A 13,664-nucleotide genomic window follows, 5' to 3' on the forward strand; every position below is an offset into this window, starting at 1 on the left:
ATGGAAATCCTTGAAGTTAAAGAAGCGGCTCAAAAAACCGGAACAAAGCGCCAAAAACAAAGAAAGCTGCTTGGGACCGGGTTCGGTGAGTCGCCTTGCGGGTTCGGCTCATCGATGGGATGAACTGTACGCCGGTGGGGTGCAGAGAAAAACCACCGGGTCGCGAACTAACTGTTCCAGTATTGGAAACAATGAAGATGGGATGAGGGCCAGTCCATAGGCTTGGGGCACTGGTTCGGCCGGAGATAGGTACCTGCTGATGGATAACCCGGGTACATATTCAGGACGGTTGCAGAGTGCAGGGCTGCAGAGCTGTAGAGCCGAAGGCGTGTGACGGGCGCACCTGCGCAGAGTCAGCGGGTTAGCTCCGCAATGTGGCCTGCAGGGGCTGGATGTGGGGTGTTCAATTCAATGCCCATGGAAAGCAGTTTGCGGCTGAACTGCACGTGCCGTCAGGCTGAGCGGCAGTCCACCCATACACACAATGGCCGCCCTCTGGGCGCTCTGATGCGTGTCGCGTTGTAGATGCTCGGGATAGCCGCCAGCCGGTATTCAGCGCAGGAGCGGCGCGTCGGGTAGCTCGTTGACGGAGGGCGAATCGGTGGCGCGCGGAAAGTGCTCCGCCAGCAGGGCGCCTACCGCCCCCACGGCCTGCGCCAGGCCTTCTTCGTAGCGGCCTTGCTGAAACTGGGCCGACATCTTTGTCGCCATCTCCTGCCATGCGGTGGGTGGGACATGCCGTGCCAGGCCCCGGTCGGCGACGATCTCGAACGCATGTTCCGGCATCAGCAGGTAGATCAGCACGCCGTTGTTGTGTTCGGTGTCCCACACGCGGTGTTTGCTGAACAGCATCAGCGCGCGTTCGCGTGCATTGGCGTGACGGCGCAGGTAGCTCCAGGGGAGCCCCGCTTCCGCCACGATGCGAATCTGCCCGGTGTGCTGCCGCTCGCTGGCAGCGACCTGCGCGCCGAGGCGCTGCAGTGCTTGCAACGGGATGGCGGATCGGCCGAAGGCGTCGTGCCAGCGATGGTGGACGAGCCTCCAGATGGAACGCCATAGCGTGTGCGTTGGTTGCCCGCTGTTCTCAACACCCATCACCAGTCCCCCGATGCACCGCCGCCACCAAAATCGCCCCCACCGCCCGAACTGAAGCCGCCGCTGTCACTGCTGCTGCTGAATCCGCCCGAGCTGCCGCTGCTCCAGCCCCCGGAACCTCCGCCGCCATGCCCCAGGCTGATGGGGCCGCTACTGCCGCCAAAAAGCCAGGTGTAGAGCAGCGCAATCACGCCCGCGCCCACCGACAGCAGCAGGCTGGAGGTGAACACAAACGCCAGGGCGCCTACGCCGCCTCCTACCGCCAGTCCGCCCAGCGCAGCCCCCAGGAGGCTGCGAGCCAGCGGGCCGGCTACCATGACGCCAAAGAACAGGAAGATGGCGAAGTCCGTCCAGTCGAACAGGCCGTGACTGCTGCCTCCGGCGGCAGGAGAGGGTGTCTCGGTCGGGGCGGGCGGGGCTTCGCCCGCGATGCGCGCGCCGATCTGCGTGATCGCTGCACCGAGGCCTCCCGCGAAGTCGCCTTGCTGAAAGCGGGGCTTCATCGCGCCGTCGATGATGCGTGCTGCTGCGATGTCGGGGATGGCACCTTCCAGAGACTTGGCAACCTCGATGCGCATCTTGCGGTCGTTCTTGGCCACCAGCACCAGCACACCATCACCCACGTCGCGGCGCCCGATCTTCCACTGGTTGCCGACGCGGTTGGCATAGGCGGCGATGTCCTCTGGTGCGGTGGTGGGCACCATCAACACGACGACCTGCGAGCCGCGGGCTTTTTCGAGGGCGACCAGCTGGCCCTCGAGTGCCTGGATGTCATTGGCGCTGAGCGTGCCGGTCTGATCGATGACGTGCCCCGTCAGCGGGGGCACGGCCAGCGGCTGCGATTGGGCCCACCCAAAGATAGGCCATGCAGCTATAAAAAATATAGCTATCAGGGCATATCGAATAGGCGCTAGCAGCATATTCAGCTCACGTCAGGCCCTGCAAGGGGTTGTTCAGGGCTTGGCCTTGGATGCGGAGAAGTCCACCGTGGGCGGCACGGAAATCTGCGCCTCGTTGGTCACGGTAAAGCTGGGCTTGGGGGCGTAGCTGAAGGCCATGGCCGTGAGGTTGGTGGGGAAGCTGCGGGCCAGCACGTTGTACTCCTGCACGGTCTGGATGTAGCGGTTGCGGGCCACGGTGATGCGGTTTTCGGTGCCTTCCAGCGTCACCCGCAGGTCGCGAAAGCCCTGGTTGGCCTGCAAGGTGGGGTAGCGCTCGGACACGACCATCAGGCGCGACAGGGCGCTGGACAACTCTCCCTGGGCCTGCTGGAACTTGCTGAAAGCCTCGGGGTTGTTCAGCGTCTCGGGCGTGACCTGGATGGCCGTGGCCTTGGCGCGGGCCTCGACCACCTTGGTCAGCGTCTCCTGTTCAAAGTTGGCCTCGCCCTTCACGGTGGCGACGATGTTGGGCACCAGGTCGGCACGGCGCTGGTACTGGTTGAGCACTTCGCTCCAGGCGGCCTTCGATTGCTCGTCCAGGCGCTGGAAGTCGTTGTAGCCGCAGCCGCTCAGCGTGAGCGTGGCGGCGAGCAAGGTGAGGAGGGCAAGTAGACGTTGGATCATCATGATGGTGGAGTCCGCCGATGGAGAAATGGGATGACTGTGCCAGAAACCGGAGGGCGCCAGTCCGCAAACTGGTCGCCGACCAGCGATGGTGGGCCCCCGCCCGAGCGCGTACAAAATCGGTAGGCAGCCAGGCATTGCACCGCCGCCGCACAATAGCAGGCTGGCGTTGCACCTGTCACGCCGTTCCGACCCATTTACCACCAAAATTAACATGCCCCGCGCCCGATCAAAAGCAGCCACCCTGGGTGGCTCTTCGGATGAAACCGAAACCGCGTTTTATGAGGCGCTGCAGCGCGGTGACATCGAGCTGCTGATGTCGTGCTGGGCGGACGATGACGAGATTGTCTGTGTGCACCCGGGCGGGCCGCGCCTGCTGGGGCCCGCCGCCATCCGTGCCGCGTTCGAGGCCATGTTCTCCCATGGCACGGTGCGTGCCCGGCCGGCGCAGGTGCACCGCGTGGTGGCGCTGTCGAGTGCCGTGCACAGCGTGGTCGAGCAGGTCGAGGTGATGCTGCCTGACGGCCTGCACCAGGCCGTGGTCATGGCGACCAACGTGTACCACAAGACCCCCGAAGGCTGGCGCATGGTGGCCCACCACGCCAGCCCGGGCGTGGCGCCCGACGCCCAGGTGGATGTGCTGGCGCAGCGCCCCGTTCTGCATTGAGAGGCCACTGCGTGAAGATTTTGGGTCCAATTGGCTGTATGCGCCGACAACATATGCCTTGGCAGCTATGAAATACATAGCGCCCCGCTGGCTCCCCGGTGGCCAGTTGCAAACGATCTGGCCCGCGCTGTACGCACGCCGTGTGTTCGGCCCGCGTCCCGAGTACCGCCGTGAGCGCTGGGACACCCCCGACGGCGATTTTGTCGATGTGGACTTTCTCCAGGACGGTGTGGTGGCTGACGCTCCCAGGCCGCTGCTGGTGGTGTTCCACGGGTTGGAGGGCTCATCACGCAGCCATTACTGCGAAGCCTTTGCCGACCTGGCCCGCGAGCGCGGCTGGGCCTGCGCGCTGCCGCACTTTCGCGGCTGCAGCGGGGAGATCAACCGTGCCCCGCGCGCCTACCACTCTGGCGACCATGCGGAGATCGGCTGGATGCTGCAACAGCTGCGTGTGCACCACCACGGGCCGCTGATGGCGGTAGGGGTGTCACTGGGCGGCAACGCCCTGCTGCGCTGGGCCGCCGAAGTGGGCACTGACGCTGCGCGCAGCGCGGATGCGGTGGCGGCCGTGTGCTCGCCCATCGACCTGGCAGCGGGCGGGCATGCCATTGGGCGCGGCTTCAACCGGCTGGTGTACACGCGCATGTTCATGCGCACCCTGGTGCCCAAGGCGCTGCAGAAGCTGGCCCAGCACCCGGGGCTGTTTGACCGGCAGGCGCTGCTGGCCGCGCGGGACTTGTACGCGTTCGACAACGTGTTCACCGCGCCAGTCCACGGATTCCGTAATACCGAGGACTACTGGCTGCGCGCGTCGGCCAAGCCGCTGCTGCATCGCATCCGTATTCCGGCGCTGGTGGTGAACGCGCGCAATGACCCCTTTGTGCCCGCTGGCAGTCTGCCGGGCGTGCGCGAGGTGGGACGCCATGTGACGCTCTGGCAGCCGCCGCATGGCGGGCATGTGGGGTTCCCGCGCGGCTTGCCACCGGGGCATGTGCGCGCCATGCCCGACGCCGTGGGAGGGTGGCTGGCCGAGCACAGTGGGGCGCTGGCGCTGCACGGCGCACAATCCGCCCATGGATGACATCGTCAAACAGGCACTGGCCAAATGGCCCAACGTGCCCGACTGCTATGGCTGGCTGGGCCTGGATGCGCGCGGCCACTGGTATCTGCGCGACGACGCGGTGCAGGCAGCGGGTACGTTTCCGCACAGCAAAGGGTCGTTGCTGCAGCACGACAAGCTCATCGCGTTCATAGCCCGCAACTACGAGCATGACGACCAGGGTCAGTGGTTCTTTCAAAACGGCCCGCAGCGCGTGTATGTCGAGCTGGAGGCCACGCCCTGGGTCTGGCGTCTGCAGCCGCAAGACCTGCGCGCCATCAGCCATACGGGCCGGGAGGCGTCGGTTCGCCACTGCCTGCTGGACGAGCAGGGCCGTGTGTACCTGGAGACAGACCTGGGCCTGGGGCTGGTGCACACGCTGGATGTGGCACTGGCTGCAGAGGCAGTGACTGACGGACGCTGGACACCGCAGGACGTACAGGCGCAGGACCTTCCGGCACGCTACGGGTATGTCTGCAGTCCGCGCGCCCGGTCGCAAGCCGGGGCGTCGTGACCAACCTGAAGCTCCACCCTACCTCCTTCAGCCCGGAGTTGCGGGCACTCAGAGCTGCTCACAACGGCACTGGATAAGCGGCAAGCCGAAAAAAAGCCGGTCGCAAGGACCGGCTTTCTGGGTGGGGTTCTACCCAGCCCGTGCAGAGTGAGGCGCCGCCTTACTTGGCGGCGGCTGTCATGAACTCCACCGCGGCGCGCAGATCGGCGTCAGAGGCTTGGGAGCCGCCACGCGGAGGCATGGCGCCCTTGCCCTTGGCGACACTGGTGTACAGCGCGTCGATGCCTGCGGGCAGGCGAGCTGCCCAGGCGGCCTTGTCACCAAACTTGGGAGCACCGGCCACACCGGCAGCGTGGCACACCTGGCAAGCCTGCTTGTACAGAGCCTCGCCAGCGCCTGCTGCGGCGGCTGCAGGTGCGGCAGCTACCGCTACAGCGGGCGCAGCAGCTGCAGGGGCTGCGGCGGGTGCTGGTGCAGGAGCGGCGGCTGGTGCTGCGTCTGCCTGAGCGGCTGGGGCAGCGGCTGCGGGAGCAGCAGGTTCGGCAAACTTGGCCCCACCCGCATTGGCCATATAGGCCACAGCGCGCGCAATTTCGGTGTCGTTGAAGTCGCCGCCACCTTGGGGGGCCATGGCCCCCTTGCCCTTCAGGGCCGACTGCACCAGGGCTTCAAACCCGGTGCCAATGCGCGCAGCCCAGGCAGCGGCATCACCAAACTTGGGGGCACCCGCAGCGCCGGAGGCATGGCAGGCGGAGCACTGGGCCTTGAACACTTCTTCGCCGCTCTTGAGGGGGCGGTTGGCGTCGCGCACTTCGACCATGCCGATCTTCTGGATGCGTTCGGCGATGGCCTTTTCGGGGTTGACGGCACCGGCAGCGGGCTTGTCCGCCGACGTCACATACAGGACCAAGCCAATGATGGCAAAGATCGGAATCACAAACGAGAAAAGTACCGCGACCAGCAACTGCTTGGGGTTCTTGATCGGGCCGGTATGGGCTTCTTCGTGGTGGTTGTCGCTCATGTCGTCCTCAGGTGTATCGGGGGCTTCGGTGTAATCAACCTTAAATTATATCTGCGGGGATGGTTATTCCCATCCCCGCAGGATGTAGACAACCACGGGTTTGCCCCAGAGCGAGCGCAGCGCCCCAGGGGCTGCGCTCGCTCCCGCGCAGGGCGTCAGGAGGGGAGTTGGGCGCTGGTGTCGGGCGCTCCACCCCCCAGTGCCTTGTACAGCGACACCTGGTTTTGCAGTTGCGCCAGCCGCACCTGCACCACTGCCTGCTGGGCCGTGAACAGCGAGCGTTGTGCGTCCAGCAGGTCCAGATAGCTGGCCACGCCGTTGCGGTAGCGCAGGTCGGCCAGCTGCAGGCGCGCGGCCTCTGCCTGGGCCTGCTGTTGCTGGGCCCGGGCCTGTTCGCCCAGCGTGGCTTGCCCCGCCAGTGCATCCGAGACCTCGCGGAACGCGGTCTGGATGGCCTTTTCGTACTGCGCCACGGCAATCTCCCGGCCGACCCGGGCGCTGTCCAGGTTGGCCTGGTTGCGGCCTGCGTCAAAAATGGGCAGCAGCAGGGATGGCGCGATGGTGAAGCCCCAGGAGCCGTTCTTGAACAGGCCGGACAGTTCGCCGCTGGCTGTGCCTGCCTGCGCCGTCAGGGAGATGCGCGGGAAAAACGCCGCCCGCGCAGCGCCGATGTTGGCGTTGGCGCCGATGAGTTGCTGCTCCGCCTGGCGGATGTCCGGCCGGCGGGTGAGCAGCTCCGACGGCACGCCGGCAGGCAACGGTGCCATCACAGGCGCGTCGGCCAGCTTGCCACCGGCCAGACTGGCGCGCACGTCTTGCGGCAGTGCCTGGCCCAGGAGCAGGACCAGCGCGTTTTCGTCGAGCGCGCGCTGGCGCTGCTGTTGCGCCAGCGTGGCGCGGGCCGCCTGGGTGAGCGACTCGGCCTGGCGGAAGTCGAGCTCGGAGGCCACACCCGCGTCCAGGCGCATCCGGGTCAGGCGCACCGACTCCTCGCGCGATGCAAGGGTCTGGCGCGACAGGTCCAGCAGCTCCTCGTCGGCCAGCAGCGTCAGCCAGCCATTGGCCACTGCCGCCACCAGGCTCACCTGTGCGGCGTTGCGGCCTTCTTCCGTGGCAAGGTACTGGGCGAGTGCCTGCTCCTTGAGGCTGGCAATGCGGCCAAAGAAGTCGATTTCCCATGCGGATACGGCCAGACCCACGCTGAATGAGTTGGTCAGGTTGCCCGTGCCCGTGGCAGGGGCCCGGCTGGCATTGGCGGCCAGTCCCACGCCCGGGTACAGGTCGGCCCGGCGCACTTGGTAGGTGGCCCGAGCTTGCTCGATGTTGAGCATGGCCACACGCAGGTCGCGGTTGTTGGCCAGCGCAATGTCGATGAGCTGTTGCAGGCGCGGCTCGGCAAAGTAGTTCTGCCAGGGCACGGTGGCTCCCGACTGCGCAGCTGCGCTGTCGGTCGTTGCCACCCCGCCGGCGTAGGTGGCGGGGACGGGGGGTTGCGGGCGCTCGTAAGTGGGGATGAACGAGCAGCCAGCCAGCAGCGCAGCCGCCGTGGCTGCTGCCAACGCCATGGGGGTACTTCGGTTTTTATTCATGGGTTCCAACTCCTGCTTCTTCTGCATGGCGGCGGTTCATTTCCTGCTGGCGCGCGCTGCCTTTGAACAGGCTGCGCACCACCACAAAGAACACGGGCACAAAGAACACGGCCAGTGCGGTGCCAGTGACCATGCCGCCCAGCACGCCGGTGCCGATGGCCCGCTGGCTGGCAGAGCCCGCACCCGACGCGACGACCAGCGGCAGCACGCCCAGGCCGAACGCCATCGAGGTCATCACGATGGGGCGGAACCGCAAATGCGCGGCGGCCAGCGCCGACTCGATCACGCCCTTGCCCTGGGCCTGCAGGTCCTTGGCGAACTCGATGATCAGGATGGCGTTTTTCGCTGACAGGCCAATGATGGTGATCAGGCCCACCTGGAAGTACACGTCATTGGCATAGCCGCGCAGCAAGGTGGCCAGCAGCACGCCCAGCACGCCCAGGGGCACCACCAGGATCACGGCCAGCGGGATCGACCAGCTCTCGTACAGCGCAGCCAGGCACAGGAACACCGCCAGGATGGCAAAGCTGTACAGGATGAGCGACTGCGAGCCTGCCAGCTTTTCTTCGCGCGACTGGCCGGTCCATTCAAAACCGAAGCCTTGGGGCAGTTGGCCCGCCAGCTTCTCCATCTCGGCCATGGCAGCTCCCGTGCTGTAGCCCGGTGCTGGCGAGCCGGAAATGCGCATGGCGGGGTAGCCGTTGTAGCGCACGGTTTGCTGCGCGCCGGTCACCCAGCGCGTGGTTGCGAACGCCGACAGCGGCACCGGTTTGCCCTGGCTGTTGGTGGCATTGATCTGCAGCAGATCGTCAGGCTGCATGCGTGCGGGCGCATCGGCTTGCACCACCACCCGCTGCAGGCGGCCCTGGTTCGGGAAGTCGTTCACATAGCTGGAGCCCAGCGCTGTGGAGAGCGCAGAGTTGATGGCGTCGAAGGGCACGCCCAGCGCGTTGGCCTTGTCACGGTCAATGTCGATTTGCAGCTGGGGCGCATCTTCCAGACCATCGGGGCGCAACTGCGTCAGCACCTTGCTCTGCGAGGCCATGCCCAGCAGTTGGTTGCGGGCTTTCACCAGGGCTTCGTGCCCTGCGCCGCCCCGGTCTTGCAGGCGGAACGTGAAGCCGCTGGCGTTGCCCAGCTCGGGAATGGGCGGGGGGCTCAACGGGAAGATGAAAGCATCGCGAATGCCCATCAGCGCACCAAAGGCGCGGTTGGCCACGTCCTGTGCCGACTGACCGGGGCCATGGCGTTCACTCCAGTCCTTGAGGGTCACAAAGGCAAGGGCCGCGTTCTGCCCCTGGCCGGAGAAGCTGAAGCCCAGCACGCCCACCATGCTTTGCACCTCGGGCTGCTTGAGGATGAATCCTTCGACCTGCTCCATCACGGCCAGCGTACGCTCCTGCGTGGCGCCCGGTGGCAATTGCACGTTGACGATGATGTTGCCCTGGTCTTCGCTGGGCAGGAACGAGGTCGGCAGGCGCATGTAGACCACGGTCACAGCACCGATGATGGCTGCGTAGATCACCAGGTAACGCGCGGCGCGCCGCAGCATGCGGGCCACAAAGCCCTCGTAGCCTTTGGCAGTGCGCGAAAAGCCGCGATTGAACCAGCCAAAGAAGCCAGTCTTCTCGTGGTGATGCCCCGCCTCGACCGGCTTGAGCAGTGTGGCGCATAGTGCCGGTGTGAGCGACAGGGCCATGAAGGCTGAGAAGCCAATGGATGCCACCATCACCGCCGAGAACTGGCGGTAGATGTTGCCGGTGGAGCCTGCAAAAAATGCCAGCGGCACGAAAACCGAGATCAGCACCACCGTCACGCCAATGATGGCGCCCGAAATCTGGCGCATGGCCTTGCGCGTGGCTTCCAGCGGTGACAGGCCTTCTTCGCTCATGATGCGCTCAACGTTCTCCACCACCACGATGGCGTCGTCCACCACGATGCCGATCACCAGCACCATGCCAAACATGGTCAGCACGTTGATCGAGAACCCCAGCGCCAGCAGTGTGGCAAACGTACCCAGCAGCGCAATCGGCACCACGATCGTCGGGATGATGGTGTAGCGCCAGTTCTGCAGAAACAGGAACATCACCAGGAACACCAACACCACGGCCTCGACCAGTGTTTCTGCGACCTGCTTGATGGAGATGTCTACGAAGCGCGAGCTGTCGTAAGGAATGCTCCAGCTCATGCCTTCGGGGAAGTAGCGTGACAGCTCATCCATCTTCGCGCGCACGTCCTTGGCGGCCTCCAGTGCGTTACCGCTGGGCGACAGCTGAACGCCGATGCCTACGGCGGGCTTTCCGTTCAGGCGTGCGGCGGTGGCGTAGGCCTGGCCGCCCAGTTCCACACGCGCCACATCCTTGATGCGCACGGTGGAGCCATCGGTGTTGGCACGCAGCACGACGTTGCCGAACTGTTCAACGCTGGACAGTTGCCCATTGACCACCACGGTGGCGGCAATACCTTGGCCCGCGACATTGGGCAGGTCGCCAATGGTGCCGCTGGCCACCTGGGCGTTCTGGGCGCGTATGGCTGCAGTGATCTCTGCTGCCGACAGGTTGTAGCTCACCATCTTGGCCGGGTCGATCCAGATGCGCATGGCGCGCTCCGTGCCAAACAGCTGGGCCTGGCCAATACCCTTAAGGCGTTGCAGTTCTGGCACCACGTTGCGCGACGCATAGTCACCCAAGGCCACGGTGTCGGTGGCTGGGTTGCTGGACGACAGCATGGTGAACAGCAGGAAGTTGGAGCGCGACTTGTCCACGCGCACCCCCTGTTGTGTCACGGCAGAAGGCAGGCGCGGCGTGGCCCGTGAAAGCCGGTTTTGCACGTCCACCTGCGCCAGGTCGGCATTGGTGCCGGGCTGGAAACTCAGCGTGATGCTGCCGGAACCATCGGCCTGCGCGACCGATTCCATGTAGATCAGCCCGGGGGAGCCGTTCATCTCGCGTTCGATGACCGACAGCACGCTGTCTTCGAGGGTTTGCGCCGATGCGCCGGGGTAGGCCGCGTTGATGACGATGGACGGTGGTGCCACCGGCGGGTACTGGGCAATGGGTAGCTGCGTGATGGCTACGCCGCCCATCACCATGATGAACAGCGCAATCACCCACGCAAAGATGGGGCGGTCAATGAAAAATTTGGCCATGCTGGATTGCCCCTTATGGCTTGGATGCGGCCGAAACGGGCGCTGCCGGCGCCTCTGCGGAGGCTGGCGCTGAGGCAGTCGCTGCTGCCGGCGCAGGCGTGCCTGGTGCTTGCCATGGAACGGGCTTTACCGGGGTTCCGGGAGGCAGCATCTGCAGCTTCTGGAAGCCGTCCACCATCACTTTTTCACCCGCCTTCAGACCGTCCAGCACCACCCAGCGGTTGTTCTGTGCGGCACTGATCTTGACGGTGCGCTGCGACACCTTGCCGTCCTCGCCCACCACGCTGACCGTGTCGCCCTGCTGGGTGCGCGTGACAGCCTGCTGGGGCAGGGTGATGGCGTTGCTGGCCTGTGCCTGCTCAATCCGTACGCGCAGGTACAGGCCGGGCAGCAGTTCGCCCTTGGGATTGGGCACCTCTGCGCGCAGGGTGACCTGGCCGGTGGTGGAGTCCACCGACAAGTCGGTGAACAGCAGCTTGCCAGCTTGTGCGTATTCAGATCCGTCGCTGAGCACCAGCTTGACGCTGGCTGCCTGGCTGCCGCCAGCGCGCTTGAACTGCCCACTTTCCATAGCGCGCCGCAGTTGGAAGACGTCACCGGCCGATTGGGTGAAGTTCACGTACACCGGGTCGATCTGCTGCACCACAGCCAATGCGGTCGCTTCGCCCTGGCCGACCAAGGCGCCTTCAGTGACCAGTGCGCGGCCAATGCGACCGGAGATGGGGGAGGTCACGCTGGCATAGCTGAGGTTGATGTCGGCGGTGCGCACAGCAGCCTTGGCGGCCGCCACGTCGGCCTGGGCTTGTTTCTCGGCCGCCTCTGCGTTTACAAAGTCCTGCTTGCTGATGGCATTGGCTGCAACCAGGGGGCGATAGCGCTCAGCTTGCGCGCTGGCCTGGGCCAGATTGGCCTGGGCCTTGGCGAGGCTGGCGCGCGCGCTCTCTGCCGCTGCGGCGTAGGGAGCGGGATCAATGCGGAACAGCACCTGCCCGGCCTTGACGTCGCTACCTTCCTTGAACACGCGCTGCTGGAGGATGCCGGCGGCCCGTGCGCGCACTTGGGCCACCCGAGACGCCTCCACGCGGCCAGGCAGTTCGGTGATCAGCCCCACGTCGCCGGGCGTGGCGGTAACGACTCCCACTTCGACCGGGGGCGGCTTGGGACCGCCTGCCCCGGCGGCCTGTCCATCGGCCTTGCCACAGGCGGACACAAGCAGTACTGCTGCGCTGATGGCAGCCAGCGAAAGTACTCGTAGGGTGGTGGTGGCACGCAAGTAAGGGGTGCCGGATGCGTCACGCAGTTGAGGCATGAGAGTCCTTTGGGTGGGCGTCAAAAAAAGGGATCTGGAAAAAAAGTGGGAGGTCTGGAGCGCTTCGCTCAATGCCCCGACAGTTTGATCAGAAATTATACATACAGACATGAATGTATAATTGTCGACTGCTGCAGATGCCCCTAGGCAGTCGTAGGGGTTTTGGGGACTCAACAGGATGTTTGACTATGGCGCGCCGGACAAAAGAAGATGCAATCGCAACCCGCAACGGGTTGATCGATGCGGCTGAGTTGGTGTTTCGGGAAAAAGGGGTGTCCCGCGCGTCGCTGAGTGATATTGCCCAGGCGGCGGGAGCCACGCGTGGTGCGATCTACTGGCACTTCAAGGACAAGGTGGATCTGTTTAGCGCCATGATGGACCGTGTCACGCTGCCGCTGGAACAGGGTTTTGCCAGTTTTGAAGACAGCACCTGCGCTGATCCTGTGCAACGCCTTCGGGCGGTGATGGCGCTGGTGCTGCGCAGTGTGGCCTCGGACGAGCACACCCGAAGGGTCTTCGAGATTGCGTTGTACAAGGTGGAATACGTGAACGAGCTGATGGGGCTGCGCGAGCGCCATGTGGCTGCCTCCGAAGGGTTTACGCAGCAGCTGGCGCGCGACTTTGCGCTGGCTGCTGAGTCGCAAGGGGTGGTGCTGTCGATGTCGGCGATGGATGCGGCCATCAGCCTGCATGCCCTTTTTGATGGGCTGATCCGCAACTGGATTCTGAATGACGGTGGCTTTGATCTCATTGGCGTAGGTGGCGCCAGCACCGACGCATTTTTGCGTGGTGTGGGGTTGTCGCTGGTCGGGGCGAAAGTGCCTGCTGCATCCTGTGGGGGCTGAGCGCCAGGGCTTTGTTTGTTTGGATGCTTGCCGCGTGCAATAATCAAAGGCTGCGTCAATCAGAGGTGTGCGGCTGTAGCTCAGTGGATAGAGTATTGGCCTCCGAAGCCAAGGGTCGTGGGTTCGATCCCCGCCAGCCGCACCAACGGTACATGCAGCAGCGAGCGCTTACAGCGTTTGTGAAGAGCGTCAAATGCGTTTAATTTCTGAATGCGTAAAAATTTGGTGCTATAATTCGAAATTCTCCGGAGGGGTGCCCGAGTGGCTAAAGGGGGCAGACTGTAAATCTGTTGGCTTACGCCTACACTGGTTCGAATCCAGTCCCCTCCACCAGTGAGTGAGCAGTGTTGAGAGTGATGCTTGGCTTTGCGAGTGCAAAGTTGGGTTCGCAAAGGCCGGTGGTCTGCGCGGGAGTAGTTCAATGGTAGAACCCTAGCCTTCCAAGCTAATGACGCGGGTTCGATTCCCGTCTCCCGCTCCATTGTTTGTTGTGCTGGTTTGTTGAGTAGAGATTTTTGGTGTTGTGCGAGCGGCGCCAATTGCCCATGTGGCTCAGTGGTAGAGCACTCCCTTGGTAAGGGAGAGGTCGCGGGTCCGATTCCCGCCATGGGCACCATTTTCTGGTGCGTCCGGTTCTGGTTGCGCCGAGATCCTGTTGTGTTGATGTAGATTTTTTTCGGAGTCGGAAAAATGGCAAAAGGAAAATTCGAGCGGACCAAGCCCCACGTGAACGTGGGCACGATCGGTCACGTGGACCATGGCAAGACGACGCTGACGGCAGCGATCGCTACCGTGTTGTCCGCCAAGTTCGG

The 13,664-nt window shown here is 64.4% G+C and carries 12 protein-coding genes and 4 tRNA genes; 9 read left to right on the top strand and 7 right to left on the bottom strand.

Annotation, left to right across the window (positions count from 1 at the left end):
* Nucleotides 1–552: 552 nt before the first annotated feature.
* The 3 genes from ASC83_RS05070 to ASC83_RS05080 form a co-directional block, all read right to left on the bottom strand.
* The gene (locus ASC83_RS05070; RefSeq protein WP_369816945.1) at nt 553–990 is read right to left on the bottom strand and encodes a TPM domain-containing protein; all 438 of its coding nucleotides are present in this window, start codon (nt 988–990) and stop codon (nt 553–555) included.
* A gap of 104 nt (nt 991–1,094) precedes the next feature.
* On the bottom strand, nt 1,095–2,015 hold the full coding sequence (locus ASC83_RS05075; protein ID WP_056059072.1) for a YgcG family protein: 921 nt from the start codon (nt 2,013–2,015) through the stop codon (nt 1,095–1,097).
* A gap of 33 nt (nt 2,016–2,048) precedes the next feature.
* Complete coding sequence (locus tag ASC83_RS05080; protein ID WP_056059095.1) at nt 2,049–2,660, bottom strand: LemA family protein; 612 nt, start codon at nt 2,658–2,660, stop codon at nt 2,049–2,051.
* 214 nt (nt 2,661–2,874) lie between these two features.
* On the opposite strand from ASC83_RS05080, the gene ASC83_RS05085 reads away from it, so the two are divergent.
* The 3 genes from ASC83_RS05085 to ASC83_RS05095 all read left to right on the top strand — a co-directional run bounded on the left by ASC83_RS05085 (nt 2,875) and on the right by ASC83_RS05095 (nt 4,940).
* Entirely contained in the window at nt 2,875–3,327 is a 453-nt protein-coding gene (locus tag ASC83_RS05085; protein WP_056059073.1) for a nuclear transport factor 2 family protein, read from the top strand.
* A 67-nt stretch (nt 3,328–3,394) separates the two neighbouring features.
* Nucleotides 3,395–4,408 carry a YheT family hydrolase gene (locus ASC83_RS05090; protein ID WP_056059076.1) on the top strand — a complete coding sequence of 338 codons (1,014 nt, stop codon included), beginning with the start codon at nt 3,395–3,397 and terminating at the stop codon, nt 4,406–4,408.
* On the top strand, nt 4,401–4,940 hold the full coding sequence (locus ASC83_RS05095) for a DUF2946 family protein (protein WP_056059079.1): 540 nt from the start codon (nt 4,401–4,403) through the stop codon (nt 4,938–4,940). Before ASC83_RS05090 ends, ASC83_RS05095 begins: the two co-directional genes overlap by 8 nt.
* A 160-nt stretch (nt 4,941–5,100) precedes the next feature.
* Here the strand turns inward: ASC83_RS05095 and ASC83_RS05100 are convergent, their stop codons facing one another.
* From ASC83_RS05100 to ASC83_RS05115, 4 genes are all read right to left on the bottom strand, one after another.
* Nucleotides 5,101–5,961, bottom strand: coding sequence for a cytochrome c5 family protein (locus ASC83_RS05100; protein ID WP_056059082.1), 861 nt, complete (start codon nt 5,959–5,961; stop codon nt 5,101–5,103).
* A 155-nt stretch (nt 5,962–6,116) separates the two neighbouring features.
* The gene (locus ASC83_RS05105; protein WP_056059099.1) at nt 6,117–7,550 is read right to left on the bottom strand and encodes an efflux transporter outer membrane subunit; all 1,434 of its coding nucleotides are present in this window, start codon (nt 7,548–7,550) and stop codon (nt 6,117–6,119) included.
* Complete coding sequence (locus ASC83_RS05110) at nt 7,543–10,698, bottom strand: efflux RND transporter permease subunit (protein ID WP_056059085.1); 3,156 nt, start codon at nt 10,696–10,698, stop codon at nt 7,543–7,545. The genes ASC83_RS05105 and ASC83_RS05110 overlap by 8 nt, the downstream gene beginning before the upstream one ends.
* 13 nt (nt 10,699–10,711) lie before the next feature.
* Nucleotides 10,712–12,007 (bottom strand): efflux RND transporter periplasmic adaptor subunit, encoded by a 1,296-nt coding sequence (locus ASC83_RS05115; RefSeq protein ID WP_056059089.1) that lies wholly within the window; start codon nt 12,005–12,007, stop codon nt 10,712–10,714.
* Nucleotides 12,008–12,195: 188 nt separating this feature from the next.
* Here ASC83_RS05115 and ASC83_RS05120 point away from each other — a divergent pair, with 188 nt between their 5' ends.
* From ASC83_RS05120 to ASC83_RS23435, 6 genes are all read left to right on the top strand, one after another.
* The gene (locus tag ASC83_RS05120; RefSeq protein WP_056059092.1) at nt 12,196–12,852 is read left to right on the top strand and encodes a TetR family transcriptional regulator; all 657 of its coding nucleotides are present in this window, start codon (nt 12,196–12,198) and stop codon (nt 12,850–12,852) included.
* Between the two features lie 69 nt (nt 12,853–12,921).
* A tRNA-Arg gene (locus ASC83_RS05125) sits at nt 12,922–12,997 on the top strand.
* A gap of 102 nt (nt 12,998–13,099) precedes the next feature.
* Nucleotides 13,100–13,185, top strand: a tRNA-Tyr gene (locus ASC83_RS05130).
* Nucleotides 13,186–13,259: 74 nt separating this feature from the next.
* Nucleotides 13,260–13,333, top strand: a tRNA-Gly gene (locus tag ASC83_RS05135).
* Between the two features lie 60 nt (nt 13,334–13,393).
* Nucleotides 13,394–13,468 (top strand) — tRNA-Thr (locus ASC83_RS05140).
* A gap of 74 nt (nt 13,469–13,542) precedes the next feature.
* Nucleotides 13,543–13,664: GTP-binding protein (locus ASC83_RS23435; protein ID WP_229827326.1), on the top strand; the 122-nt coding region annotated here is incomplete at its 3' end.

Source organism: Acidovorax sp. Root402, assembly GCF_001425125.1.
GTDB classification, from domain to species: Bacteria; Pseudomonadota; Gammaproteobacteria; order Burkholderiales; family Burkholderiaceae_C; genus Acidovorax; species Acidovorax delafieldii.